This window comes from Sphingomonas folli, assembly GCF_019429525.1.
GTDB lineage: Bacteria > Pseudomonadota > Alphaproteobacteria > Sphingomonadales > Sphingomonadaceae > Sphingomonas > Sphingomonas folii.
Genome location: NZ_JAHXZL010000012.1, coordinates 93768 through 118614, shown reverse-complemented (window position 1 = coordinate 118614; position 24847 = coordinate 93768). Strand labels below are relative to the sequence as shown.

Annotated in this window: 26 protein-coding genes and 1 pseudogene; 12 read left to right on the top strand and 15 right to left on the bottom strand. The window is 71.8% G+C overall.

Features of this window, described 5'->3' with window-relative positions:
• Nucleotides 1-159 precede the first annotated feature (159 nt).
• Nucleotides 160-1401 carry an MFS transporter gene (locus KZ813_RS17175; protein WP_219756209.1) on the top strand — a complete coding sequence of 414 codons (1242 nt, stop codon included), beginning with the start codon at nt 160-162 and terminating at the stop codon, nt 1399-1401.
• On the top strand, nt 1398-2999 hold the full coding sequence (locus KZ813_RS17170; protein WP_219756208.1) for a glycoside hydrolase family 43 protein: 1602 nt from the start codon (nt 1398-1400) through the stop codon (nt 2997-2999). The genes KZ813_RS17175 and KZ813_RS17170 overlap by 4 nt, the downstream gene beginning before the upstream one ends.
• A gap of 13 nt (nt 3000-3012) precedes the next feature.
• Here KZ813_RS17170 and coaBC read toward each other — a convergent pair whose 3' ends face one another.
• From coaBC to KZ813_RS17150, 4 genes are read right to left on the bottom strand one after another with little or no spacing between them, the layout of a single operon-like run.
• Nucleotides 3013-4200 carry a bifunctional phosphopantothenoylcysteine decarboxylase/phosphopantothenate--cysteine ligase CoaBC gene (gene coaBC / locus KZ813_RS17165; protein ID WP_219756207.1) on the bottom strand — a complete coding sequence of 396 codons (1188 nt, stop codon included), beginning with the start codon at nt 4198-4200 and terminating at the stop codon, nt 3013-3015.
• A complete protein-coding gene (locus tag KZ813_RS17160) occupies nt 4197-5243 on the bottom strand; it encodes a hypothetical protein (RefSeq protein ID WP_219756206.1) in 1047 nt (348 codons plus the stop codon). The genes coaBC and KZ813_RS17160 overlap by 4 nt, the downstream gene beginning before the upstream one ends.
• Nucleotides 5240-6778, bottom strand: a complete 1539-nt coding sequence (gene ubiB, locus KZ813_RS17155; RefSeq protein ID WP_219756205.1) for a 2-polyprenylphenol 6-hydroxylase — start codon at nt 6776-6778, stop codon at nt 5240-5242. Before ubiB ends, KZ813_RS17160 begins: the two co-directional genes overlap by 4 nt.
• The gene (locus KZ813_RS17150) at nt 6775-7533 is read right to left on the bottom strand and encodes a class I SAM-dependent methyltransferase (RefSeq protein ID WP_219756204.1); all 759 of its coding nucleotides are present in this window, start codon (nt 7531-7533) and stop codon (nt 6775-6777) included. The genes ubiB and KZ813_RS17150 overlap by 4 nt, the downstream gene beginning before the upstream one ends.
• A gap of 116 nt (nt 7534-7649) precedes the next feature.
• Here KZ813_RS17150 and KZ813_RS17145 point away from each other — a divergent pair, with 116 nt between their 5' ends.
• From KZ813_RS17145 to dnaA, 4 genes are all read left to right on the top strand, one after another.
• On the top strand, nt 7650-8015 hold the full coding sequence (locus KZ813_RS17145; RefSeq protein WP_219756203.1) for a hypothetical protein: 366 nt from the start codon (nt 7650-7652) through the stop codon (nt 8013-8015).
• 95 nt (nt 8016-8110) lie between these two features.
• The gene (mutM, locus tag KZ813_RS17140) at nt 8111-8926 is read left to right on the top strand and encodes a bifunctional DNA-formamidopyrimidine glycosylase/DNA-(apurinic or apyrimidinic site) lyase (RefSeq protein WP_219756202.1); all 816 of its coding nucleotides are present in this window, start codon (nt 8111-8113) and stop codon (nt 8924-8926) included.
• A gap of 96 nt (nt 8927-9022) precedes the next feature.
• A complete protein-coding gene (rpsT, locus tag KZ813_RS17135; RefSeq protein WP_219756266.1) occupies nt 9023-9286 on the top strand; it encodes a 30S ribosomal protein S20 in 264 nt (87 codons plus the stop codon).
• A 465-nt stretch (nt 9287-9751) separates the two neighbouring features.
• A complete protein-coding gene (gene dnaA, locus KZ813_RS17130) occupies nt 9752-11110 on the top strand; it encodes a chromosomal replication initiator protein DnaA (RefSeq protein ID WP_219756201.1) in 1359 nt (452 codons plus the stop codon).
• 7 nt (nt 11111-11117) lie between these two features.
• Here the strand turns inward: dnaA and KZ813_RS17125 are convergent, their stop codons facing one another.
• The 4 genes from KZ813_RS17125 to secB all read right to left on the bottom strand — a co-directional run bounded on the left by KZ813_RS17125 (nt 11118) and on the right by secB (nt 14939).
• A complete protein-coding gene (locus tag KZ813_RS17125) occupies nt 11118-11408 on the bottom strand; it encodes a PspC domain-containing protein (RefSeq protein WP_219756200.1) in 291 nt (96 codons plus the stop codon).
• Nucleotides 11409-11731: 323 nt separating this feature from the next.
• A complete protein-coding gene (gene trpS / locus KZ813_RS17120; protein WP_219756265.1) occupies nt 11732-12739 on the bottom strand; it encodes a tryptophan--tRNA ligase in 1008 nt (335 codons plus the stop codon).
• 5 nt (nt 12740-12744) lie between these two features.
• On the bottom strand, nt 12745-14334 hold the full coding sequence (murJ, locus tag KZ813_RS17115; RefSeq protein WP_219756199.1) for a murein biosynthesis integral membrane protein MurJ: 1590 nt from the start codon (nt 14332-14334) through the stop codon (nt 12745-12747).
• Nucleotides 14335-14438: 104 nt separating this feature from the next.
• Nucleotides 14439-14939 carry a protein-export chaperone SecB gene (gene secB, locus KZ813_RS17110; RefSeq protein WP_219756198.1) on the bottom strand — a complete coding sequence of 167 codons (501 nt, stop codon included), beginning with the start codon at nt 14937-14939 and terminating at the stop codon, nt 14439-14441.
• A 191-nt stretch (nt 14940-15130) separates the two neighbouring features.
• Here secB and KZ813_RS17105 point away from each other — a divergent pair, with 191 nt between their 5' ends.
• From KZ813_RS17105 to KZ813_RS17095, 3 genes are read left to right on the top strand one after another with little or no spacing between them, the layout of a single operon-like run.
• On the top strand, nt 15131-15775 hold the full coding sequence (locus KZ813_RS17105; protein ID WP_219756197.1) for a Tim44/TimA family putative adaptor protein: 645 nt from the start codon (nt 15131-15133) through the stop codon (nt 15773-15775).
• Nucleotides 15776-15814: 39 nt separating this feature from the next.
• Entirely contained in the window at nt 15815-17146 is a 1332-nt protein-coding gene (gene mltA, locus KZ813_RS17100) for a murein transglycosylase A (protein ID WP_219756196.1), read from the top strand.
• Nucleotides 17121-17657 carry a Smr/MutS family protein gene (locus tag KZ813_RS17095; RefSeq protein ID WP_219756195.1) on the top strand — a complete coding sequence of 179 codons (537 nt, stop codon included), beginning with the start codon at nt 17121-17123 and terminating at the stop codon, nt 17655-17657. Before mltA ends, KZ813_RS17095 begins: the two co-directional genes overlap by 26 nt.
• A gap of 220 nt (nt 17658-17877) precedes the next feature.
• Here the strand turns inward: KZ813_RS17095 and dapE are convergent, their stop codons facing one another.
• On the bottom strand, nt 17878-18999 hold the full coding sequence (gene dapE / locus KZ813_RS17090) for a succinyl-diaminopimelate desuccinylase (protein ID WP_219756194.1): 1122 nt from the start codon (nt 18997-18999) through the stop codon (nt 17878-17880).
• A 14-nt stretch (nt 19000-19013) separates the two neighbouring features.
• On the opposite strand from dapE, the gene KZ813_RS17085 reads away from it, so the two are divergent.
• Nucleotides 19014-19472: a cupin domain-containing protein gene (locus KZ813_RS17085; protein WP_219756193.1), complete on the top strand. Its 459-nt coding sequence runs from the start codon at nt 19014-19016 to the stop codon at nt 19470-19472.
• On the opposite strand, the gene KZ813_RS17080 is transcribed toward KZ813_RS17085, so the two are convergent.
• A complete protein-coding gene (locus KZ813_RS17080; RefSeq protein WP_219756192.1) occupies nt 19469-20137 on the bottom strand; it encodes a glutathione S-transferase family protein in 669 nt (222 codons plus the stop codon). The genes KZ813_RS17085 and KZ813_RS17080 overlap by 4 nt on opposite strands.
• A gap of 151 nt (nt 20138-20288) precedes the next feature.
• Here KZ813_RS17080 and KZ813_RS17075 point away from each other — a divergent pair, with 151 nt between their 5' ends.
• A complete protein-coding gene (locus KZ813_RS17075; RefSeq protein ID WP_219756191.1) occupies nt 20289-20462 on the top strand; it encodes a hypothetical protein in 174 nt (57 codons plus the stop codon).
• 301 nt (nt 20463-20763) lie between these two features.
• Here the strand turns inward: KZ813_RS17075 and yihA are convergent, their stop codons facing one another.
• Genes yihA through rpmH form a run of 5 tightly spaced genes read right to left on the bottom strand, consistent with a single transcriptional unit; the run spans nt 20764 to nt 23838 of the window.
• Nucleotides 20764-21381 carry a ribosome biogenesis GTP-binding protein YihA/YsxC gene (yihA, locus tag KZ813_RS17070; RefSeq protein WP_219756264.1) on the bottom strand — a complete coding sequence of 206 codons (618 nt, stop codon included), beginning with the start codon at nt 21379-21381 and terminating at the stop codon, nt 20764-20766.
• A gap of 29 nt (nt 21382-21410) precedes the next feature.
• The gene (gene yidC / locus KZ813_RS17065) at nt 21411-23114 is read right to left on the bottom strand and encodes a membrane protein insertase YidC (RefSeq protein WP_219756190.1); all 1704 of its coding nucleotides are present in this window, start codon (nt 23112-23114) and stop codon (nt 21411-21413) included.
• 18 nt (nt 23115-23132) lie between these two features.
• Nucleotides 23133-23345 (bottom strand): membrane protein insertion efficiency factor YidD, encoded by a 213-nt coding sequence (gene yidD, locus KZ813_RS17060; protein WP_219756189.1) that lies wholly within the window; start codon nt 23343-23345, stop codon nt 23133-23135.
• Nucleotides 23342-23674: a ribonuclease P protein component gene (gene rnpA, locus KZ813_RS17055; RefSeq protein ID WP_258046903.1), complete on the bottom strand. Its 333-nt coding sequence runs from the start codon at nt 23672-23674 to the stop codon at nt 23342-23344. Before rnpA ends, yidD begins: the two co-directional genes overlap by 4 nt.
• Nucleotides 23675-23703: 29 nt before the next feature.
• The gene (gene rpmH / locus KZ813_RS17050; protein ID WP_183929404.1) at nt 23704-23838 is read right to left on the bottom strand and encodes a 50S ribosomal protein L34; all 135 of its coding nucleotides are present in this window, start codon (nt 23836-23838) and stop codon (nt 23704-23706) included.
• Nucleotides 23839-24029: 191 nt separating this feature from the next.
• Between rpmH and KZ813_RS17045 the strand changes: the two are divergent.
• A pseudogene (locus KZ813_RS17045) lies at nt 24030-24677 on the top strand (magnesium chelatase domain-containing protein); the annotation flags it as partial.
• Nucleotides 24678-24847 lie beyond the last annotated feature (170 nt).

The window sequence follows — 24847 nt, the reverse complement described above, 5'->3', positions numbered from 1 at the left end:
GCGCCGTCGACCGCCGTCGGCACCTCTCGGCGAGAGACGTGCATCGCGGTGGCCGGGCGCGTCAATGGCGTCGATCGCGCCGCGATCTGCTAGCGAGCGCTTGTCAGCCTCGCCTCCGACGGCGTACGAGGATGCTGGTAACGTTACCGAGGAGGGCGGGTGACGCGGTTTCCCTATGTGCGCTGGACGATCATCGCGCTGTTCGTCGGCGCGATGGTGATCAACTATCTCGCGCGCAGCGTGCTGGGCGTCGCCGCCCCTGCGATCATGGCCGAGCAGGCGATCTCCTCGGCGCAATATTCCTGGATCACTGGCGCCTTCCAGCTCGGCATCATGTTCCAGCCCGTGGCGGGCTATCTGCTCGACGTGATCGGGCTGAAGATCGGCTTCACGTTGTTCGTCGCGATGTGGTCGCTGATCACCGTCGGCCACGGGCTGGCGACCGGTTGGCTCGGCTTCGCCGGCCTTCGCGGCGCGCTCGGGCTCGTCGAGGGCTCGGCGCAGCCCGCCGGGATGAAGGTGGTGGCGGAGTGGTTCCCCGCGCGCGAGCGCGGCGTGGCGGGTGGCATCTACCAGATCGGCGCCTCCTTCGGCGCGGTCTTCGCGCCGCCGCTGGTCGCCTGGGCGGTCTTCCATCACAGCTGGCGCGCCGCCTTCTTCGTCGCGGGCGGGCTGGGGCTATTGTGGGTCGTCGCCTGGCTGCTGTGGTACGCGCCGCCCGCGCGCCACCGGCTGGTCTCGGCGCGCGAGCGACAGCTGATCGCGGACGGGCAGGAGGCGGCGCTGGCGCAGCGACGCCGCCGGCCGCCGCTGGGTGAGCTGCTGCGCCGTCGCAACCTCTGGGCGATCGCCGCCGCGCGCTTCCTCGCCGATCCGGTCTGGGGCATGCTCTCGCTGTGGATGCCCTTGTACCTCGTCCAGGCGCGCCACTTCGATCTCAAGCAGATCGCGCTGTTCGCCTGGCTGCCTTTCCTCGCCGCCGACCTCGGCTGCCTCTTCGGGCCGGCGGTGGTCGCCTGGCTGCAGCGGCGCGGCGTGGAGCTGATCGACGCGCGGCGCGGCGCCTTCACGCTCGGCGCGGTGCTGATGACGGGCATGATCTTCGTCGGCAGCGTGACCAGCCCGGTGGCCGCGGTGGCGCTGCTGTGTCTCGGCGGCTTCGCGCATCAGACGCTCTCGGTGACGGTGATCACGATGGTGTCCGATCTGTTCCCGCAGGACCAGGTGGCGACCGCGACCGGGATCTCGGGCACCGCGGCCAATCTGGGCGTGCTCATCTTCACGCTGGTGCTGGGATCGATGGTCGACCAGGTCGGCTACCAGCCCTTCTTCATCCTGCTCGGCCTGCTCGACCTCGCCGGCGCCGCGCTGCTCTGGACGAACATCCGAAAGCCGTCATGACCATCCGCAACCCCATCCTGCGCGGGTTCAATCCCGACCCCTCCATCGTGCGGGTCGGCGAGGATTATTACCTCGCCACCTCGACCTTCGAGTGGTTCCCCGGCGTGCAGATCCACCACTCGCGCGATCTCGCCGACTGGCGGCTGGTGACTCGCCCGCTGAACCGCCCGAGCCAGATCGACCTGCGCGGCGACCCGGATTCCTGCGGCGTCTGGGCCGCCGACCTCAGCTACGCCGACGGCCGCTTCCACCTCGTCTACACCGACGTGAAGCGCTACGGCCGCACCACGGTCGGCGGCGCGGCGGGCGTGTCGCTGCGCGACTTCCACAATTACTGGGTGTGGTGCGATCGGATCGACGGCGACTGGTCCGATCCGGTTCGTCTCAACAGCAGCGGCTTCGATCCCGCGCTGTTCCACGACGACGACGGGCGCAGCTGGCTGCTCAACATGCTGTGGGACCATCGCCCCGGGCGCGGCCGCTTCGGCGGCATCGTCGCGCAGGAGCTGGACCGCGGCGCCGGCCGCCTGGTCGGCGAGCGCCGCGTCATCTTCCAGGGCACGGCGCTGGGCTTCACCGAGGGGCCGCACCTCTACAGGCGCGGCGGCTGGTATCACCTCCTCGTCGCGGAGGGCGGCACCGAGCGCAACCACGCGGTGGTGATGGCGCGGTCGCGCGACCTGTTCGGCCCGTATGAGACTCACCCCGACGGGCCGGTCCTGACCGCCAAGGATCGGCCGGACGCGCCGCTGCAGCGGACCGGCCACGGCGACCTGGTCGAGGCGCCGGACGGCACCACCTGGCTCACCTACCTGTGCGGCCGCCCGCTGCCCGCGAGCGACCGCTGCGTGCTGGGCCGCGAGACCGCGATCCAGCCGATGCGCTGGGGTGAGGACGGCTGGCTGCGGACGCTCGCGGGCGACGCGCTACCCGTCGCCGAGGTCGGCACGCCCGCCGGTGAGGAGGCGCCGGTGTGCGAGCGCGACGAGTTCGCCGGCCCCGCGCTGCCACCCGCGTTCCAATGGCTGCGGACGCCCCATCCGGAGCAGGTCTTCAGCCTCGTCGAGCGGCCGGGCTGGCTGCGACTCCACGGGCGCGAGACGATCGGCAGCCACTTCACTCAGGCGCTGGTCGCGCGCCGCCCGCTCGCCTTCCGCTACGCGGCGGAGACGCTGCTCGACTATGTGCCCGCCAACTTCCAGCAGGCGGCGGGGCTGGTATGCTATTATAACGCGACCAAGTTCCACTTCCTCCATCTCACCGTAGGTGACACGGGCGAGCGACTGGCGCAGGTGCTCTCGGTGTTGCCGCTGGGAGAGGGCGTGAGCGCGGTGAGCGCGCCGGTGGCGGTCGGCGCCGGCCCCGTGACGTTGCGTGCCGAGGTGGATCACGAGCGCCTGCGATTCGCGGTGCGTGGGGCTGACGAGGACGAATGGACCTGGCTGTCGGAGACCTTCGCGGCGGACCTGCTCTCCGACGAGGCCACGCTGCCGGGCTTTCCCAATTTCACGGGGACGTTCGTCGGCATGGCATGCCAGGACATGTCGGGTGCGGGGCTGCCGGCCGACTTCCGCTACTTCCACTATCTGGAGGAGTGATCCGCCTCGACGCTCAGTCCGCCAGCGCCGCGGCGATCCGCGCCGCCAGCCGATCCGCGACCGCAAGCTTGGGCAGCCGTTCCCAGCTCTCGATACCCGCCGCGGTGACGAGATGCACCGCATTGTCGTCCCCGCCCATCACGTCGCCCGACACGTCGTTGGCGACGATCCAGTCGACGCCCTTGCGCTCGCGCTTCGCGGCGGCGTGCGCGAGCACCTCCTCGGTCTCGGCGGCGAAGCCCACCACCAGCCGCGGGCGGCGCGGGTCGCGCGCCAGCCCGGTGAGGATGTCGGGGTTGGCCACCAGCGGTAGGGGCGCCGGCGCCGCACCGTCCTTCTTGAGCTTCTGCGCCGAGGCCCGCTCGACCCGCCAGTCGGCCACCGCGGCGACCATCACCGCGGCGTCCGCGGGCAGCGCGGCGTCGACCGCCGCCGCCATCTGCTCCGCGGTCTCGACGTCGATCCGGTCCACCCCCGCGGGCGTGGCGAGCGCGACCGGCCCGGCCACCAGCGTCACCCGCGCGCCGAGTGCGGCGAGCGCCGCCGCGACGGCGAAGCCCTGTTTGCCCGAGGAACGGTTGGCGATGTAGCGCACCGGGTCGATGGGCTCATGCGTCGGCCCGGCGGTGACGAGCACGTGCCGCCCGGCCAGCGCCCCCCCGGCGCGGGGCGCGAGCGCGCGCTCGATCCGCTCGGCGATCGCCAGCGGCTCGGGCAGCCGCCCGGGGCCGAACTCGCCGCACGCCATCGCGCCCTCGTCGGGCTCCATCACGGTGACGCCGTCGGCGCGCAGCTGGGCGACGTTGCGCCGGGTCGCGGCGTGTAGCCACATGCGCACGTTCATCGCGGGCGCGGCGAGCACCGGCTTGTCGGTGGCGAGCAGCAACGTGGTGGCGAGGTCGTTCGCCAGCCCCGCCGCCATGCGCGCGAGCAGGTCCGCGGTCGCGGGCGCGACGACGACGAGATCGGCCTCTCGGCTGAGCTGGATATGCCCCATCTCGGCCTCGTCCTTGAGGTCCCACAGGTCGGTGTAGACCTTGTCCTCGCTGAGCGCGGCGAGCGTCATCGCGGTGACGAAATGCGCGCCGCCCTCGGTCAGCACGCAGCGGACCCGATGGCCGCGGCGGCGCAGCTCGCGCACCAGCTCGCACGACTTGTAGGCCGCGATGCCGCCCCCGACGATCAGCAGGATGCGGCTCATCGTGTCACCCTCGTCACCGTGATCCGGCGCCGCCCCGGTGCGCCGCGCAGCAGGTCCGCGATCGCGTCGGGCGCGAAGGCGAGCCCGGGGGCGACCAGCGCGGCGGCGAGCGTCGCGCTGTGCAGGCCGGCGACGCGCCCGTCGGCGGCGAGGCCCACCACCGCGAGCGCGACCACGCGAGTCCCCAGCGCGCGCGGCAGCGCCGCCCAACCGAGCAGCGAGAGGAGCAGCAGCGCGGCGGCCGGGCCGGGCGCTACACCCGGCAGCGCGGCGCCGAGCAGTCGCGCCAGCGCGTCGGGCGGGGCGATCAGCTCGGGCAGCGGTTCGAGCATCGGGGGCACGACCGCCGCGATCGTCCAGAGGTGGCAGGCCAGCACCGCGGCGCCGACCGCGCAGGCGACGAGCCAGCCGAGCGCCTCGCGCGCGCTGCCGTCGTGGAGCGCCAGCACCGCCATCACCGCGGGCACCAGCAAGGCGGCGGGATCGATCACCGCGGCGGCGCAGCCGAGCGCGGCGGCGGTGCCCCAGCGGTCCGCCCGGCGCAGCAGCAGCGCATAGGCGGCGAGCAGCGCGGCCCAGCCCGCGTGGGGCGCCTGCTCCCACAGCAGCGCGGCGGCGGCGGTGCCGGCGACGAGCAGCAGCGCGGCGAGCACCTGCCCCGCGGCACCCGCGAGGAGCGCGGCGAGCCGCTGCACCCCGACCGCGACCAGCCCGGCGAGCGCGGCGCCGACCAGCAGCAGCATCGCCCAGTTCGGCACGGCGGCGCTCACCGCGGCGAGCGTCGGCGGCAGCGCGCGCGCGTCGCTGGCGTCGGGCGCGGCGCGCGCGAGGTCGCGGAAGGTCTCGTAATAGCGGGCGCCATGGCGCATCGCCGCGACGATCGAGTCGTGGAGCAGCTCGGCCGCCGGCCGCGCGCTCGTCTCGCTGAGGCCGACCGCGGCGACCAGGGACAGCAGCAGCGCCGCGCCCCACCACCGCGCCGCACCGCGCCCCATCGCGCCCAGGCGCGTGGGGGCCACGAGCAGCAGCGGCGCCGACGTCACCACGGCGCCGCCAGCAGCATCGCACCCGCGCCGGCGGCGAGCCCGAGCGCCCCCACCAGGGCGTAGCGCCAGCCGCCGCCCACGCGCATCACCTGGATCTCCTTGAGCGGCGGGCGCGGCGGCGCGCCGCCGGGGGCGGGGAAGCGCGCCTCGATCCGCCGCACCAGCTCGGGCAGCCGCGCCAGCGTGCGCACGTCGGCGACGAGCCGGTCGGCGATCGCGGCCTCCGGGCCGAGCTCGGTGCGGATCCAGTCCTCGACCAGGGGCGCGGCGGTGACCCACAGGTTGATCTCGGGGTCGAGCGCGGTCGCGACCCCCTCCACCATCACCATCGTCTTCTGCAGCAGCAGCAGGTGCGGCTGGGTGACCATGTCGAAGTCGCGCGTGATGCCGAACAGCCCGTCGAGCATCATGCCGATCGACATGTCCTTCACCGGCAGCCCGCGCATCGGCTCGCCGACCGCGCGCAGCGCGGTGGCGAACTCCTCCACGCTATGGTGCGAGGGCACATATTGCGCCTCGAAGTGGATCTCGGCGACGCGGCGGTAATTGCCCGTGATCAGGCCGTACAGGATCTCGGCGAGCCAGACGCGCGCGCGCCGGTCGATCCGGCCCATGATGCCGAAATCGATCGCGGCGACCTGATCGCCGGGCAGGGCGAAGAGGTTGCCCTGGTGCAGGTCGGCGTGGAAGAAGCCGTCGGCGATCGCCTGGCGCAGGAAGGCGTGGACCAGCACGCGCGCCAGCTCGGGCAGATCGTAACCCGCCGCGATCAGCGCGGCGCGATCGGACAATTTGATGCCGTCGACCCACTCGATCGTCAGCACCTTGCCGGTGGTGCGCGCCCAGTCGACCGCGGGGACGATGAACTTGGGCTCGGCGGTCATCGTCTCCGCGAGCTCGGACGCGGACGCCGCCTCGCGCGTGAAGTTCAGCTCCCGCGCGGTCCAGCGCTTGAACGTCTCTATGACCAGTCGCGGCTGGAGCCGCGCGATCTCGCCGCCCATCGGCTCGATCTGCGCCGCGGCCCACTCATAGGTATCGATCGCGCGGGCGAAATCCTCCTCGACGCCGGGGCGCAGCACCTTCACCGCGACGCGCTTGCCGTCGGTGGTGATGGCGCGGTGGACCTGCGCGATCGAGGCCGAGCCGACCGGCACCTCCTCGATCTCGCGGAACAAGGTGTCGAGCGGGCGACCGAAGCTGCTCCGCATCACCTGCGAGATCGCGGCATAGGGCACCGGCGGGATCGAGTCCTGGAGCCGCAGCAGGTCGGACGCGGCCTCCTCGCCGACCAGGTCGGGGCGCGTGGCGAGCGTCTGTCCGAACTTGATCGCGGCCGGCCCGAGCGACTCGAACGCGTCGGCATAGCGCGGCGTGGCGGGCACGCGCGCGCCCAGCCGGGCGAGCCGCAGCAGCCGGCGCAGCCGCGGCGGCGTGTTGGCGTCACGCTCCAGCCCGCGCAGCGCGCCGTGGCGCGCCAGCGTGCGTCCCCAGGTGAGCAGCCGCCAGGTGTGGACGATGGACGAGGTCACATCTTCCAGCCGCTGTGGATCGCGACCAGTCCGCCCAGCACCGCCTCGACACGCGTCTGCACGAACCCCGCCTCGGCGATCATCCGCTCGAACGCGGGCATGTCGGGGAAGCGGCGGATCGACTCGATGAGATAGCGGTAGCTGTCCGAGTCGCCGGCGAGCAGCTGGCCCAGCCGGGGCACCATGCGGTGCGAGTAAGCGTCGTACACCTCCGCGAAGCCGGGCCATTGCGTGGTCGAGAACTCGAGGCAGTAGAAGCGGCCGCCGCGGCGCAGCACGCGATGCGCCTCACGCAGCGCGGCGGGGATGTCGGTGACGTTGCGGATGCCGAAGGCGATCGTATAGGCGTCGAAGAAGCGGTCCGGGAAGGCCAGCGTCTCGGCGTTGGCCTCGGTCCAGACCAAGCCGTCGATGCCGCGCTGCTGCGCCCGGCGCATGCCGACCTCGAGCATCTCGGGGTTGATGTCGGCGACGGTCACCGCGGCGCCGTGCTGGGCGAGGCGGAAGGCGATGTCGCCTGTGCCGCCCGCCATGTCGAGGATCTGCTCGCCCGCACGCGGCTTCGCGCGGCGGACGAAGCGGTCCTTCCACAGCCGGTGCATGCCCCCGGACATGGCGTCGTTCATCAGGTCGTAGCGCCCCGCCACGTTGGAGAAGACGCCGCGCACGCGCGCGGTCTTCTCGACCGGGGTGACGTCCTCGTAACCGAAGGAGACCACGCGCTCGCTGGCGGCGCTGCCGGGGGTATCGCTCATGCCCGCCGCTCTAGGGCGTGCGCCAGGGGGAGGGAAGGGGCGAGCACGCTGATCTCGCCGGCCGCGTCGCTTCTGTGATAGCGTCTGCCCCCCAGACCCGCCGTTGAGGATGGCCGATGGTAGAGATCGTGGTTCCCGTCGCCGCCATGTGGATGTTGGTGGCGTGCGTGGTTCAGCTGCGCCGCCTGATCACCGATGCGCTGCTATATCGCACGATCGTGCGGGTGGCAGCGACCGACGCGGACAGCGCGCGATTGCTCATCGGCAAAGTGGAGCCGCGCCCGCGCCACGTCGGCGCGCCGGGCGGGTGGGCCTGTATCGTCGCGTCGATCGCGGTCGGGGCGCTCGGAGCCTCCAGCGAGGGGAACGAGCGCGCGCAGATGTTCCAGGTAGCGGCCGTGCTGGCGGTGATCGGTGCCGGCATGCTGGCGTTCTGGTGGTGGTCCGAGCGTGCGGCACGACGCGCCGTCGCGGAGAGCTGACCGGGGGCGGTCGCCGGGCACGCCGCGCCGAACAAGCGGGATGAGCCGACGATCGATCCCTAGTCGCGCCGGCGGCGTCGAGCTAAGCCGCCGCCATGCCAGAACTTCCCGAGGTCGAGACCACCGTGCGCGGGCTGACGCCGGTGCTGCTCGGCGCCACGCTCGCGCGCGTCGAGCCGCGCCGCGGTGACCTGCGCCGCCCGTTCCCGCCCGAGCTGCGCCAGCGGCTCACCGGCGCGCGGGTCACCGCACTGTCGCGTCGCGCCAAATACGGCCTGATCGACACCGATCGCGGCGACACGCTGATCTTCCATCTCGGCATGTCGGGGCGCTGGCGGGTCGATCCCGCCGAGCTGCTGCCACACGACCATTTGCTGATCGAGACCGCGACGGGGCGTCGGCTCGCGCTCAACGACCCCCGCCGCTTCGGCTCGGTCGACCTCTGGCCCACCGCCGAGCTGGCCCGCTTCCCGGCGTTCGGCCCGCTCGGCCCCGAGCCGCTCGGCGGCGATCTCACCGCCGACTATCTGCGCGGTGCCCTGGCCGGCAAGACGACCTCGATCAAGCTCGCGCTGCTCGACCAGCGGGTCGTCGCCGGGCTGGGCAACATCTACGTGTGCGAGGCGCTGTACCACGCGCGGATCAACCCGCGCCGCGCCGCCGGGCGGATCGCGCGGTCGCGGCTCCAGCGGCTGGTCGAGGCGGTGCACGCGGTGCTCGAGTCGGCGATCGCGGCGGGCGGGTCGAGCCTGCGCGACTATGCCCGGCCAAACGGCGAGCTGGGGTATTTCTCCAAGCAGTTCGCGGTCTACGGCCGGGAGGGCCAAGCCTGCGGCTGCGGCGGCACGGTGCATCGCTACGCCGAGGGTGGGCGCTCCACCTTCTGGTGCCCGGCGTGCCAGCGCGGTTGACGCTGCGGGCCCCCCGCGCTATGGGCCGCGCCTTCGAGGGTGACGGCGTTGCCGACCGCCCTTCTTCCATCGATTCGAAACAATCAGAGGACGTTCATGGCGAACACGCCGCAAGCCAAGAAGCGCATCCGCCGCAACGAGCGTCGGGCCGAAGTCAACGGTAACCGCGTCGGCCGGATCCGCACCTTCGTGAAGAAGGTCGAGGCGGCGCTGGCGGCCGGCGACAAGGCCGCGGCGGCGACCGCGCTGCAGGCGGCGCAGCCCGAGCTGGCGCGCGGCGTCGCCAAGGGCGTACTCCACAAGAACGCGGCGGCGCGGAAGTTCTCGCGCCTGACCAAGCGCGTGGCCGGGCTCGCCTGATCTAATACGCTCTCAGCGCTACGAAAAACGCCCGTCGGGACTGTCCCGGCGGGCGTTTTCGTATGCGTGGTCGGCGGTCGCCAGACTGGGTCGGCGCTTCTTTCCAAAAGCCTCGGAAATCCTGCGATTCGCACCCGGCGGGATCGCGACGCCGCCAAATAAAGCCTGCAATCTCAAAGTGTTGTGAGAAATTCGACGCATTTGCGTGGCTGGTGGGGAGTCAACCTTCTTTATTTCGATTTTGTGTCCGCGACCGGTCTTGATCGACTCAGCCGGCTGTTCCTAATCCTGTCGAACCGCACCGGCGTTCGTCCGGCGCGGCACAGAGACACCGTCTGATAGCCGACGCGCGAGGGGCCGCGGGCAGGGGGACGTTTGACTTTGCGGCAGTGGTATCCGCGAGCGCCTGCGTTCGCGGCAACGGGAGAGTCGTGCGTGGCGCAAGTGGCGGAACGAGTGGACGGGATGAGCGACGTGGCACGGGCCTGGACCCGGGTGCGCGCCAACCTGCGCCAGTCCGCCGGGGCGCGGCTGTTCGACCAGTGGCTCGCGCCGATCGCGCTGGGGGACGCGACCGACCCGCTCGACGTCCGCCTGACGCTGCCGTCGCCCTTCATGACCAACTGGGTGCGCAGCCACTATGCCGAGCGGCTGGTGCACGAGTTCCGCGCGGTGCTCCCGGGGGTGCGCAGCGTCGAGGTCGAGACCGCGCCGCGCGCGCCGGTCGCCGCGGTGCTGACCGCGCCCGCGGCCGCGACGCCGAACGCGCCGGTCGCGGAGGAGGTCGGCGAGGCGGGTGAGCGCCCGCAGCTCGACCCGCGGCTCACCTTCGACCGTTTCGTCGTCGATGAGTCCAATCTGGTCGCGGTGAACGCCGCGCGCGCGCTCGCCGAACCCGGCCCGGTGCGGTTCAGCCCGTTGTTCCTTCACGGCGCGACCGGGCAGGGCAAGACCCACCTGATGAACGCGGTGGCGCACGCCTTCCTGGCGGCGCACCCGGGCGCGCGCGTGATGCTGATGTCGGCCGAGCGTTTCATGTTCGAGTTCGTCGCCGCGGTGCGCGCGCGCGACACCTTCGCCTTCAAGATGAAGCTGCGCGGGTCCGACCTGCTGCTGATCGACGACCTCCAGTTCATCGCCGGCAAGGACTCCACGCAGGAGGAGTTCTTCCACACCGTCAACGAGATCATGGCCGCGGGTAAGCGGCTGGTGATCGCCGCCGATCGCGCGCCCCAGGCGCTCGAGGGGATCGAGCCGCGCATCCTCGGCCGCCTCGGCGGGGGGCTGGTGGCGGACATCCGCCCGTCGACGCTGGCGCTGCGCCGCGAGGTGATCGCGCGCCGCGTCGCGGACATGCCCGACGTGCGTGTCCCGGCCGAGGTGCTTGATCTGCTCGCGACTCGGATCACCGCGAGCATCCGCGAGCTGGAAGGCGCGCTCACCCGTGTCACCGCTTATGCGATGCTGACCGGCGCGACGATCGACCTCGACTTCGCGACCCAGACGCTCGGCGACATGCTGCGCGGCCACCAGCGTCGCGTGACGATCGACCAGATCCAGAAACTCGTCTCGGACCATTTCGAGCTCAAGCCGCTCGACCTGATCTCGGCGCGCCGCGCGCGCGCGGTGGCGCGGCCGCGGCAGATCGCCATGTACCTCGCCAAGCGGCTGACCACGCGCTCGCTTCCCGAGATCGGGCGGAAGTTCGGCGGCCGCGACCATTCCACCGTGATCCACGCGGTGAAGCGGATCGAGGCGCTGCGCGACAGCGACCGCGAGGTGGACGGCGCGGTGCGGCTGCTGCTCGGCCAGCTCGGCGGCTGAGCGCCGCTCAGGCCGCGCGGCGCAGCGGCTCCTCCGCGATCGACTGAGGTGCCGTGGGTAGCGGGGCGACCTCCGCGGTGGCGGAAGCGCGCCTGCGATCAGGGAAGAGCAGCCGGCTGGCGAGCACGACCACGCCCAGGGCGGCATAGGTCGCCAGCACCGCCTCCAGGCTGAACAGCAGCGCGCCGGCGAAGGCGGCGCGGAGCCACAGCGGGTTGAAGCCGAGGTCCTCACCGACGGCGGCGCACACGCCGAAGAGGTTGTCGCGCGGGGCGGGTGGAGTGGCGGTGTCGGTCATGCGCGCTCTCGCTGGTATGGCGGCGGTCGCCGCGGGTCGCGAGATGCTGAGCAAGACTAGTGCCAACTGCCGAGCCCCTCCTCTTCAGGGGAGGAACGGGGTAGGGCATGGCCGCTGGAGGCTGGCCCATCTGGTAATGAGTCAGCCCCGAGTTACGAGCGTCACGCCTGCGGCCCTGGGCTCCTGCGTCCGCCGGAGCACGGATCGATGGAGGTGGATCAGGCTCAAGCGCGCCGTTCGCGGAAACTCCCCGCCGACGACCCCCACCCCGAGCGGGAGGGAAGAAGCGCTAGCATTTGGTATGGTCCGCCAACATGCGCGCTTTACGCCAACAACCCCATCGCGCGCTGCGCCGCGCGCAGCCTCGGTGCCGCCAGCGCGCGCGCTTTCTCCGCGCCTCTCTCCAGGATCGAGTCGATCGCGGCCCGGTCGTCGAGCAGCCGCACCATCTCGTCGCGGATCGGCGCGAGCTTGGCCACCGCCAGGTCCGCCAGCGCCGGCTTGAACGCGCCGAAGCCCTTGCCGGCGAACTCGCCGAGCACGTCCTGCGGCGCGCGGTCGGCGAGCGCGGCGAAGATCGTCAGCAGGTTGCGCGCCTCGGGTCGGCCCTCCAGCTCCTCCACCGTCGCGGGCAACAGGTCCGGGTCGGTCTTGGCCTTGCGGAACTTGTCGGCGATCACCTCGTCGCTGTCGATCAGCTTGACCAGCGACTGTTCCGACGGGTTGGACTTGCTCATCTTCGCCGCGGCGTCGCGCAGCGACATGATCCGCGGCGCCGCGGCGCTGATCAGCGGCTCGGGCAAAGTGAACAGCTCGCTGCCATAATCAGTGTTGAACTTGGTCGCGATGTCGCGCGCCAGCTCGAGATGCTGCTTCTGGTCCTCGCCGACGGGGACGTGCGTGCCGTCGTAGAGCAGCACGTCGGCCGCCATCAGCACGGGATAATCGTAGAGCCCGACGCTGGCGCCCTCGCGGTTCTTTCCCGCCTTGTCCTTGAACTGGGTCATGCGGTTGAGCCAGCCGACCCGCGCGACATTGTTGAGCAGCCAGGCGAGCTCGCTGTGCGCCGGCACGCGCGCCTGGTTGAACAGGATCGAGCGCGCGGGATCGATCCCGGCGGCGACCAGCGTGGCGGTCATCTCGATCGTGTTGGCGGTCAGCTCGGCGGGCGCGATGAACTCGGTGAGGCCGTGCAGGTCGGCGATGAAGTACATCGTCTCCCCGCCCTGCGCCTGGATCTGGTCCTGCATCGCCACCCACTGCTTCACCGCCCCCAGATAGTTGCCGAGGTGGAGGTTGCCGGTGGGCTTGATACCGGAGACGACGCGCATCTTGGTCATCGGGACGAGGCTCTGCGACGGAGGAGGGATCGGAGGTCGGCGACGCGGAACGCGCCGGTGGCGAAACAGGCGAGCGCGTAGATCGCCACGCCCGCGCCGACCAGCACCGCCAGCGCGGCGCCGCGCACGACGAGGCTGCCGGTGAGATACGGGTCGACCAGCGGGGTCACCAGCAGCAGCGCGCCCCCCATCAGCAGCGCGGCGAGCGCGAGCCGCGGCACCTTGCGCTTGAGCTGCGGGTCGAGCGCGAAGTGGCCGCGCCGCGCCAGCACGACATAGAGCGAGGCGACGTTGACCGTCGAGGCCAGCGCGGTGGCGAGCGGCGGGCCGATCTGCCCGATGTTCCAGTGCGCCAGCGTCGGGATAAGCACGAGGTTGCCGATCAGGTTGAGCGCGACCGAGTAGAGCGCCAGCCGCACCGGCGTCCGCGTGTCGGCGCGCGCGTAGAAGCCGGGGGTGAGCACCTTCACCAGCACGTAGCTCGGCAGCCCGAGCGAGAAGGCCGCGAGCGCCTGTGCCGAGCGGACGCTGTCCGCGGCGGTGAAGGCGCCGTGCTGGAACAGCCCGCGCACGATCGGTTCGGCGGCGAAGACGAAGGCGGCGGTGGCGGGCAGGGTGAGGAACAGCGCGAGCTCGAGCCCCCGGTTCTGCGTCTCCATCGCCTCGGCCTCGTGCCCCTCGCTCAGCAGCCGCGACACCACCGGCAGCAGGATCGTGCCGAGCCCGATGCCGATCATGCCGAGCGGCAGCTGGTTGAGCCGGTCGGCGTAATAGATCGCCGAGATCGAGCCGGCGGAGAGGAGTCCGCCCGCCAGCGCGGTCGAGATGGCGAGATTGACCTGCGCCGCGCCGGCGCCCGCCGCGGCCGGCACGATCAGCTTGAGCAGCCGTCTGACGTCGTCGTCGACGCGCGGCCGCCGCAGCCTGAGCGACACGCCGGCGCGACGGCACGCCCACCACAGCCAGGCGAGCTGGAACGCGCCGCCGACCGTGACCGAGATCGCCTGCACCCGCGCGGTCGCATAGGCGTCGCCGCCGTGGAAGAAGAGCAGCGCGCCCACCATGGCCACGTTGAGCAGGATCGGCGCCGCGGCATTGACCCAGAAGCGGTCGAGCGAGTTGAGGATGCTCCCCAGCAGCGAGACCAAGGAGATCAGCAGCAGATAGGGGATGGTGAAGCGCGACAGCGTCACCGCGAAGGCGAACTGGTCCGCGCTCGGGTTCTGGCGCTCGAAGCCGAGCGACAGCGCCCATGTCAGCGGCCAGGCCGCGATCAGCATCGCCGCGGTGAAGACCAGCAGCACCGGGAACAGCACCGCCAGCGCCCGCTCGGCGAAGTCGACGCCCGCCGCGGTGCCCCCGTCCTCGGCCACCTTGCGGTTGAACAAGGGGATGAAGGCGGCGGAGAAGGCGCCCTCCGCGAAGAGGGCGCGGAACATGTTGGGCAGGCGGAAGGCGACGAAGAAGGCGTCGGAGGCGAAGCCCGCGCCGACATAGCTCGCCTGCAGCGTGTCGCGCACCAGCGCGAGCACGCGGCTGGCGAGCGTCAGCCCGCCGACCGATCCGAGCGCTCTGGCGAGGTTCATGACGTCATCGGCCGCCCGTGTTCCCGCGGACGCGGGAACCCAGGGTCACGCGAGCCACGCTCGCCGCCCCGGGCTCCCGCGACCGCAGGAGCACCGCTACGACCTCAGGCCTGGCCGATCTCGCCGCCGAACGACACGCCCTGCGCCTGCGCCTGCTGGAGGAACAAGGCGTTGAAGTCGATCGGCTCGAGCAGTAGCGGCGGGAAGCCGCCGTCGCGGATGGCGTCGGCGACGACGCGGCGCGCGAAGGGGAACAGCAGCCGCGGGCCCTCGCCCAGCAGGAACGGCTGGACGTGCTCGGCCGGCACGTTGCGCAGCCCGAACAGGCCGGCATAGGAGAGCTCGGCGATGAAGGCCGTCTTGCCGCCGGTGGTGGCGCGCACCTCGATCTTGAGCGTCACCTCGTGGACTTCCTCGCCCACCTGCGCCGCGCCGATGTCGAACTGGACGTTGATCTCGGGCGGGTTGGGCTCCTGGTAGACCGCCGGCGCGTTCGGGTTCTCGAACGACAGGTCCTTGACGTACTGCGAGATCAAGCCCGCCGCGGGGCCCGTGTCCGCGCCGTTGGCGAGCGGCTCGCCGCCGAGATTGTCCTGGCTGTCCATCGTCCGTCCCTTCACAGAGCTTGTGCCGCGCCCGCCGGTGTGGCCCAGGCGCAGGAGTCAGCGGCGGTTAGCAGCGCGGTCGGCGGGATACAATCGCCGCCCCGGCGATTTGACCTAGGGCGTTTGATGTTCGGCGCCGGCATGCCTATGTACGACGTCAAGTTTTCGCAGACCAGCCGTCTGGAGTTGCCGTGTTCTACGTAGTCCTGCTCGCCATGGTCGCCGGCTTCCTCGCCCTGCGACTCTACTCTGTGCTCGGCAAACGCTCGGGCCACGAGCAGCCGCTGCCCAAACCCGCCGAGGAGCGGGTCGGTCCCGCCGCGCTGCCGCGGACCGTTGACGTCACGCCCGAGGTGCGCGAGCCGGTGATGCGGCCGTTCGACAGCGGCACCGAGCCGGGGCTGCGCGCCCTGGTCGCCGCCGAGCCGCAGTTCGACGTCAACCGGTTCATCGAGGGGGCCAAGTCGGCCTATCGCATGATCCTGGAGGCCTATTGGCGCGGCGATGTCGAGGCGCTGCGCGCCCTCGTCGCGCCCGACGTGCTCGCCGCCTTCCAGGAGGCCATCGAGACCCGTCAGGCCGCCGGCCACGTGCTCGACAATCGGCTGATCTCGATCGAGCGTGCCAGCATCGCCTCGGCGTCGGTGGGTGGCGGCGAGGCGCGCGTCACGGTGCGGTTCGACGCTGACATCGCCGCGGTGACGCGCGACGGCGAGGACCACGTGGTCGCGGGTTCGACCAGCGACGCGGTCGAGACCCACGACGTGTGGACCTTCGTGCGTCAGGTGAAGACCGCCGACCCGAACTGGATCCTCGCGGACACCGACGAGGCGTGACACCGTCGCGAGCGACGGCACGATAGGGAAAGGGGCGGAATGCGGATGAGGGGGGCGCTCGCGGTGGCGGGCGCGATGGTGGTCGCGGCGTGCGTCGGACCCGGCGAGCGACCGACACCGCCGCGTGGCACTGCCAGCCGTCCGGTCACCGCTCCCTCCGCCCCGCGTCCGGCACGCGCGCCCGCGCGGACCAGCCACCCGCTCGATCGTCCCGCGCGCCAGCCCGTCGCCGCCACCCCGGTCGCGCCGGTGGCGGGCATCACCGTCCCCGGGGCGGTCAGCGCCTCCGCCAACGGGATCGTCCGCGGGCCGGCGGTGACCGCGCTGCCGCTCGAGCGCGACCAGGCGGTCGCGGCGCTCGCCGCCTTCCGGCTGAGCTGTCCCAGCCTCGTCCGTCGCACCGACTCCAGCGGGCTGACGATCGGGAGCGACTGGCAGGCGGCGTGCACCGCGGCGGCGACCGTCGCCGATCGCGACGCCGCTTCCTTCTTCCAGCGGTGGTTCGAGGCGGTGCAGGTCGGAGACGGCCGGGCCTTCGCCACCGGCTATTTCATCCCCGAGATCGCCGGCGCGCGCGAGCCGCGCCCGGGCTATGCGCCGATCTACGCCCGCCCGACCGATCTGATCGACGTTGACCTCGGCAGCTTCGTCGACACGCTCGCGGGCAAGAAGATCCGCGGCCGGGTCGATGGCAGCAAGCTGGTGCCCTATTACGATCGCACCGCGATCGAGCAGGGTGCCCTGGACGGGCGCGCGCGCGTGCTCGGCTACGCCGTCGACCCGGTCGAGCTGTTCTTCCTCCAGGTGCAGGGCTCGGGGCTGGTGCGGATGCGCGACGGCGAGGTGCTGCGCATCGGCTACGAGACGCAGAACGGGCGCGAGTACACGGGGATTGGCGCGCTGATGAAGAACCGCGGGCTGCTCGGCCCGGGTCAGTCCTCGATGCAGGGGATCGTCGCCTGGCTCCACGCCCATCCCGAGGAAGGCCGCGCGATCATGCGCGAGAACAAGAGCTACGTGTTCTTCCGCGAGCTCGACGGACCGCCGCTGGGCGCGCTGGGCCTGCCGGTCACCGGCGGAGTCACGGTCGCCGCCGACCCGCGCTTCGTACCGCTCGGCGCGCCGATCTTCCTCTCGATGGACCGCACCGACGCCAACGGCGTGTGGATCGCGCAGGACACCGGCGGGGCGATCAAGGGTGCCAACCGCGTCGACACCTTCTGGGGCGCGGGCGAGGAGGCGCGCGCCACCGCGGGCGGGATGAGCGCGCGGGGCACCGCCTTCCTGCTGCTCCCGGTCGGCAGCTACGACCGCTGGGTGGCGCGTCGCGCCGCGGGAGGCGTGGGTGGCGGGGCGACGCCTCGGCGCTGACGAGGAGGCGCTGTGGGCGCGGGTGCGCGCCACGGTGCGCGCGCTGCCCGGGCGGCGCGTCGAGCCTGCCGCGGCGGCGCCGGTGAGGCCGGAGGCGAACGCGCCGGCTCGTGAGGTCGCGGTGACCCCGGTCAGCGCGCCCGTGCGACCCGCGCCGCGCGGGCCGGGCGAGACGCTCGACCGCGGCTGGGACCGGCGGCTCGCCACCGGCCATGTCGCGCCCGAGCGGACGATCGACCTGCACGGCCACACGCTCGCCTCGGCGCACGCCGCGCTCGACCTCGGCCTGGGCGCGGCGATCGCGCGCGGCGAGCGCGTGGTGCTGCTGGTGACGGGCAAGCCGCCCCGCCCCGAGAGCCAGCGCCCGCACGCGCGCGGTGTGATCCGCGCCGCGGTGTTCGACTGGCTCCAGCTCTCGCGTCACGCCGGCATGATCGCCGCGGTCCGCAACGCCCACCCGCGCCATGGTGGGGCGGGGGCGCTCTACGTGATCCTGCGGCGAAAGCGATGAGGGCACGCGTCCGCGGGCACGAGCGGCTGATCCATCTGAGGTGAGCCAGCGGGGTGCGCCGGCGGACGCAGGAGCCCAGAGCCACGAGTGGCACACCTGCGGCCCCGGGCTCCTGCGTTCGCCGGCGCACGGATCGATGGAGGTGGATCAGACTCTGCCGACGGCGGTGCTTCCATGACGTAGCTATGGGGACCTGACGCGCGCGGGTCCGACCCGCGCCTCACCCCGCCAGCGCTCGCTCGATCACGCGCGCGTAGATGTCGGTCAGCTGCGCCAGGTCCTCCAGCGCCACCGCCTCGTCAGCCTTGTGCATCGTCGCGTTGAGCAGCCCGAACTCGACCACCGGGCACAGCGAGCGCAGGAACCGCGCGTCCGACGTGCCGCCGGTGGTGGACAGCTCGGGGGTTCGCCCCGTCACCTCCAGGATCGCCGCCGAGACGAGCGCCGACAGCGCGCCCGGCTCGGTCAGGAACGCCTCGCCCGACACCCGCGCCGCCACCTGCGCCGCGGGGGCGTGCGCGCGCACGATCGCCTCGACCCGTGCCGACAGGTCGGCGCCGCGCTGGAGGTCGTTGAAGCGGATGCTCAGCCGCGCGCTGGCGTGCGCGGGGATGACGTTGGTCGCGGGATTGCCGACCGTCACGTCGGTGATCTCGAGGTGGGAGGCCTGGAACCACTCGCTACCCGCGTCGAGCACCAGCGAGTCGAGCTCCGCCAGAGCCGCCACCAGCCGCGGGATCGGATTGTCGGCGAGGTGCGGGTAAGCGACATGGCCCTGCCGCCCCGGCACGTCGATCCAGACGTTGACCGAGCCGCGCCGACCGATCTTGACCATGTCGCCGAGCGCCGCGACCGAGGTGGGCTCGCCGACCAGGCACAGGTCGGGCAGCAGCCCGCGCTCACGCATCCGCTCGATCAGCGCGACCGTGCCGTAGGTCGCCGGCCCCTCCTCGTCGCCGGTGATCACCAGCGTCAGCCGCCCCGCCCCGGGCGACACGCGTGCCGCGGCGGCGACGAAGGCGGCCACCGCGCCCTTCATGTCGACCGCGCCGCGCCCGCGCAGCAGCCCGTCGGCGATCACCGGCTCGAACGCGCCCGCGCTCCAGCCCGGCCCCGGCGGCACGACGTCGACGTGGCCGGCGAAGGCGAGGTGCCGCCCGCTCCCGCGCGTGGCGAGCAGGTTCTCGACCGGGCCGTCGGGCGCCGCGCCCGCGACGAAGCGCTCGACCGCGAAGCCGAGCGGCCGCAGCGCCGTCTCGAGCACGTCGAACACCGCGCCGCGCGCCGGCGTCACGCTCTCGGCAGCGATCAGCGCGCCCGCGAGTTGAACCACGTCGATCACGCGAGGAGTCCCTCATGCCCAAGGTTGATGTTCAGCACCTGCCGTCGCACGAGGGCAGCGACTATCCCGAGCCGTTCCAGGCCGCGGCGTCGGATCGCACGGTGCGTGTGCTCTCCGAGGCGACGGGGCTGACCGACTTCGTCGCGACGCACGTCACCTTGCCGCCGGGCGGCTGGTCGTCGCAGCGCCACTGGCACGAGGGGGAGGACGAGGTGGTGGTCGTGCTCAGCGGCGAGGCGGTGCTGGTCGACGACCGCGGTCGTCACACGATGCGCGCGGGCGATGTCGCCACCTTCCGCAAGGGCGACGCCAACGCGCACCATCTCCGCAACGAGAGCGACTCGCCCTGCGTGCTGTTCGCGGTGAGCCTGCCCGAGGCGTCGACGGTCCATTATCCCGACATCGCGATGCGCTGGCACCCGCGCCTCGGCTACGAGGCCGAGCCGGCGCCGGACGGCGGGGGGGCGCATTAGGCGGCGGGCTGCTCGAATTTCTCGATCACCCATTCCTCCTCCTGCGCGCCCGCGATCCAGTCCTGGAGGAAGGGGTGGCGCAGTACCGCGCCGATATAGGCGGCGGCGAAGCGCGGCGCGGGCAGCGAGTAGGTGACGATCCGCGTGCACACCGGCGCGAACATGATGTCCGCCGCGCCGAACGCGCCGAACAGGAAGTCGCCCTCGCCACCGCCGCCGAAGCGCGCGCGCGCCTGCGCCCACAGCTCGAACACGCGCGTGAGGTCGGCGGCCACCGCGTCGTCGAGCGGGGCGGGGGCGTAGATCTGGCGCACGTTCATGCTGTGCTGACGGCGCAGCGCCGCGAAGCTGGAATGCATCTCCGCCGCCATCGAGCGCGCCATCGCGCGCGCCGCCTCGTCCTCGGGCCAGAAGCGCGCGCGCCCGACCTTGTCGGCGAGATAGTCGACGATGGCGAGACTGTCCCAGACCACCGCCTCGCCGTCCCACAGGATCGGTACCTTGCCCGAGGAGGGGGCGAACTCGTCGCCCTCGCGGCGCTTGTCCCACGCCTCGTCGTAGAGGGGGACGACGACTTCCTCGAAGGCGAGCTCCGACTGGCGGCAGGCGAGCCAGCCGCGCAGCGACCAGGAGGAATAGGCCTTGTTGCCGATGATCAGCTTCATGCCCGTTGGTTAGGCGCGCGGGCGCGGCAGGGCAATCGCGCGTGCGTCGGGGCGGCCGGGTGAGTGCGCGATTAACCGCGCTCGTAGAGTCGGCGGCAGCGATGGTGGGCGTAGCGTCGTGGCGGCCACAGTTGGCCGGAGGGTAACGTCGATGACTTCTGAGCCGCTCGCCTCACCGTCGTGCACCGCCGTCCTGTCCTCGCGCGCGCCCGCTTTCGTCCAGGCGCCGAGACTGGTGTTCGACTCGCCCACCACGCCGCCGAGCCGCTCCGAGCTGCTGCGCCGCCAGATCGCCGCGGCACGGGAGCGCGCACGGGCGCATTGAGGCGGGGCGGATCGGCGCGGACGCGGGTGGGTCAAGGCCGGAGGACAGGGGAGCGCGGACGTGATCCGTCGGCGCTCGTCCTGATGCCGGCGAGCCTAGTCTGCCACGCCCACTCTCGTCATCCCCGCGCAGGCGCGGATCCAGACGCGCGAGCGGTGCGACTCCCTCGCGGATGTCGGCGTGTCTGGATCTCCGCCTTCGCAGTCGGGAGGAAGACAGGTGAGCGGGCGCGTCGTTCACGACCGCCCGGCCGCGCTCTCCCCGGTCTCGTCGTCGGTCCGCCCCGCGCCGCCGCTCCAACCTACCCGATCGACTCGATCACCGCCGCGCGCAGCTCGGCGATCCCCATCCCCGTCTCGCTCGAGGTCTGCAGGATCTGCGGGTGCGCCGCGGGGCGCTTGCGCGCCTCCTCCTCGGTGCGCGCGAGCACCTCGGCGAGGTCGCTGGCCTTCACCTTGTCCGCCTTGGTCAGCACCAAGCGGTAGCTCACCGCCGCCTTGTCGAGCATCGCGAGCACCTCGCGATCGACCTCCTTGATGCCGTGGCGGCTGTCGATCAGCACCAGCGCGCGCTTCAGCGCCTGCCGCCCGCGCAGATAGTCGTTCACCAGGAAGCGCCACTTCTTGACGACGTCCTTGGGCGCCTTGGCGAAGCCGTAGCCGGGCATGTCGACCAGCCGGAACGCCGCCGGCTCGCCGACGTCGAAGAAGTTGAGCTCCTGCGTCCGCCCCGGCGTCACCGAGGTGCGCGCCAGCGCCTTGCGGCCGACCAGCGCGTTGAGCAGCGACGACTTGCCGACGTTCGAGCGACCCGCGAACGCCACCTCGGGCATCTCCGCCGGCGGCAGGAACTCGAGCGCCGGCGCCGACTTGAGGAACGCCACCGGCCCGGCGAAGCGCCGCCGCGCCGCCTCGATCATGTCCTCGTCGAAGGCGGCCGCGTCGTCGCTCACTTCGCCGGCGCCTGCTTGAGCTGCGGGTGGCGGCTGTAGAGCCACTTCTGCTGGACGATCGAGATGCAGTTCGTGGTAATCCAGTAGATCTGCAGCCCGACCGCGAACGGTGCCATCACGAACATCAATACCCAGGGCAGGATCGCGAACACCTGCTTCTGCGCGTCGTCCATGGGCGTCGGGTTGAGCCGGAACTGGAAGAACATCGAGATGCCCAGCAGCACCGGCACCACGCCGATCGCGAGGAAATGCGGCAGCGTGATCGGGATATAGCCGAACAGGTTGAGGATCGTCGCCGGGTCGGGGGCGGACAGGTCCTTGATCCACAGCGCGAACGGCTGGTGGCGCATCTCGATCGTCAGCAACAGTGCCTTGTACAGCGCGTAGAAGATCGGGATCTGGATCACCGTCGGCAGGCAGCCCGCCAGCGGGTTGACCTTCTCGGCCTTGTACAGCGCCATGATCTCCTGCTGCTGGCGCTGCTTGTCGTCCTTATAGCGCTCCTGGATCGCCTTCATCTTGGGCTGGAGCGCGCGCATCGCCGCCATGCTGGCGAACTGGCGCTGCGCGATCGGGAAGACCAGCAGGCGGATCGTCAGCGTCAGCATGATGATCGCGACGCCGAAATTGCCGATCAGGCGGAACAGCAGGTCGAGATAGTAGAAGATCGGCTTCTCGACGAGGCGGAACCAGCCCCAGTCGATCGCATAGTCCAGCTTCGTCACCGCGCCGGTGTCGGTGTAGCGGTCGAGCAGCTTCACCTCCTTCGCGCCGGCGAACAGCTTGGCGGTCTGGCTCAGCTGACGGCCGGGCGGAAGCAGCTGCGGCGCGGTGGTGAAATCCGCCTGGAAGCTGTCGTTCGGCCCGGCGCGGAACTGGCCATCGAAGGCGCGGCCCTGGTCGGGCACCATTGCCGCGAGCCAATATTTGTCGGTGAAGCCGAGCCAGCCGCCGGTGCTGGTGAAGCGCGCCGGACCCGAGGCGAGGTCCTTGAAGTTAGGGTTATAGTGCGCCGCGCCGTTGTTGACCGACATCGGCCCGGTGTGGATCGTCCAGCTGTCGGGGTCCTTGGACACGCCGATGCGGTTGACGAGGCCATAGGCCGCGACCGGCACCGCGCCGCTCCCGGCGTTGGCGACGGTCTGCTTGACCGTGAAGAGATAGTCGTTGTCCACCGCCAGCTCGATCGCGAAGCGCTGGCCCTGCGCGTTGCTGGCGGTGAGCGTCACCGGCTTGCCCGGCGTCAGCACCGGCGCCGAGGCGGTCCACAGAGCGTCGGCCGCGGGTGGGCGGAGCCCCTCGTCGCGCCAGCCGAAGGCGGCGAAATAGGCGTCCTGCGTCCCGGCGGGCGAGAACAGGCGGATCGGCGGCGAGTTGGCGGCCACCGTCTCGTTGTAGCGCGTCAGCACCAGGTCATCGAGCCGAGCGCCCTTGAGGCTGATCGACCCCTTCAGCGCGGGCGTCTCGATACGGACGCGCGGACTCTCCGCCAGCACCTGCCGGCGATCACGCAGCGCGGCGGGTGAGTCGGCGGTCGGGTCGGCACCGGGCTGCGGCAGCGCGCGCGACTTGCCCTCCACGACCTTGGTCGCGGGCGGGTTCGCCGTCGGGAAGAAGCGGCTCTGCACCAGCGGCCATCCGAACAGGATGAGCGCGGCGATGACCGCGAACAGCACGAAGTTCTTGCTCTCGTCCTTCACAGGCGTCCCAAGCTTTCCTTATGGCACCGGATCATGGCCGTGCCCGCCCCAGGGGTGACAGCGCGCGATCCGCCGCACCGCCAGCCACCCGCCCTTCACCGCGCCATAGCGGCCAAGCGCCTCGATTGCATAGGCGGAACATGACGGCTGGAAGCGGCACGAGGGCGGCAGCACCAGCGACGGCCCCAGCTGCCAGGCGCGCGCGATCAGGATCAGCGCGCGCGCGATCACTTGCGGGTCTTCGCCAGCGCGCGGGCGAGGTCGGCGCCGAGCTGCGCCCAGTCGCGGTCCTTGGCCGCCAGCCGGCCGATCAGGACGTGGTCGGCACCCGCCGTCCCGTGCCGGGGGAGGACCTCGCGTGCCAGTGCGCGGAAACGCCGCTTGATGCGGTTGCGCACCACGGCGTTACCCACCTTCTTGGTGACGGTGATGCCGAGCCGCATGGTGATGTCGCCGTCATCGCGCGGCTTCACCAGAAGCACGAAGCCGGGCATCGGCGCGCGACGCCCGGCGTTGGCGGCCAGATAGTCCGACCGCTTCGTCATCCGGCCCACAGCCATATCTGGCTCCGGGCCGGCGGAGCGCTCGATTACGCCGACAGCTTCTTGCGGCCGCGCGAACGACGCGCCCGGATCACCGACCGGCCGCCGACCGTGGCCATCCGCGCGCGGAAGCCGTGACGGCGGGCGCGCACCAGATTGCTCGGCTGAAAGGTCCGCTTCATGAGTCATTTCCCGAATTCGAATGGCAAAGGGCCGCCACGCGGACGGCCCGAACGATCCGGGCCGCTAAGCGAACGGCGCGCGAAAGTCAACGCGCGCGGGGGCGGACGGCGCGATCGGCCATGGCGGGTCAGGTGGGGCAGGGCGGACGCGTTGACAAGCCGGGGGCGTGCGCGGTCTTCCCGCGGGCGACATGGTCGCGATCGTCTCCACGCTGGCGTATCTCGGGCTGGAGGCGCGCCCGGTCGAGGTGCAGGTCCAGCTGATCCCGGGCCTGCCCGCGTTCAACCTCGTCGGCCTGGCGGACAAGGCGGTGGGCGAGAGCCGCGAGCGCGTGCGCGGCGCGATCGCCGCGATGGGCCTGTCGCTCCCGCCCAAGCGGATTGCGGTGAACCTGTCGCCCGCGGACCTGCCCAAGGAGGGGTCGCATTTCGACCTGCCCGTCGCGCTGGCGCTGCTCGCCGCGATGGGGCTGGTCGATGCCGCCGCGCTGGAGCGCTACGTCGTGGTCGGCGAGCTCGGGCTCGACGGGCGGCTGGCGCCCTCGCCGGGCGTGTTGCTCGCCGCGCTCCACGCCGGCGCGGCGGGCAGGGGGCTGATCTGCCCCGCGGCCCAGGGCAGCGAGGCGGCGTGGGCGGGCGAGCTGGAGGTGATCGCCGCGCCCGACCTCATCGCGCTGCTCAACCATCTCAAGGGCCGCCAGCTGCTCGCCGCGCCGCGCCCGGGCGACGTGATCGAGCGGCGCGATGGGCCGGACCTGCGCCAGGTGCGCGGGCAGGAGACCGCCAAGCGCGCGCTCGAGGTCGCCGCGGCGGGCGCGCACAACCTGCTAAGGTTTGGTCAAGGTACACCCCGTTCTAAGCTCGTGTGGTTGACAAGGCTCAATCGAGCTGCGTCCTCAATCGGCGAGCATTAACAAAGCAGTTCGAAGCTGGCTGCATTCCCGCTGGGTCGGGCGTCTGCCAGCATCCACGCGTAGACGTAGGATGCGATCATCGCGAGAGGTCGCCT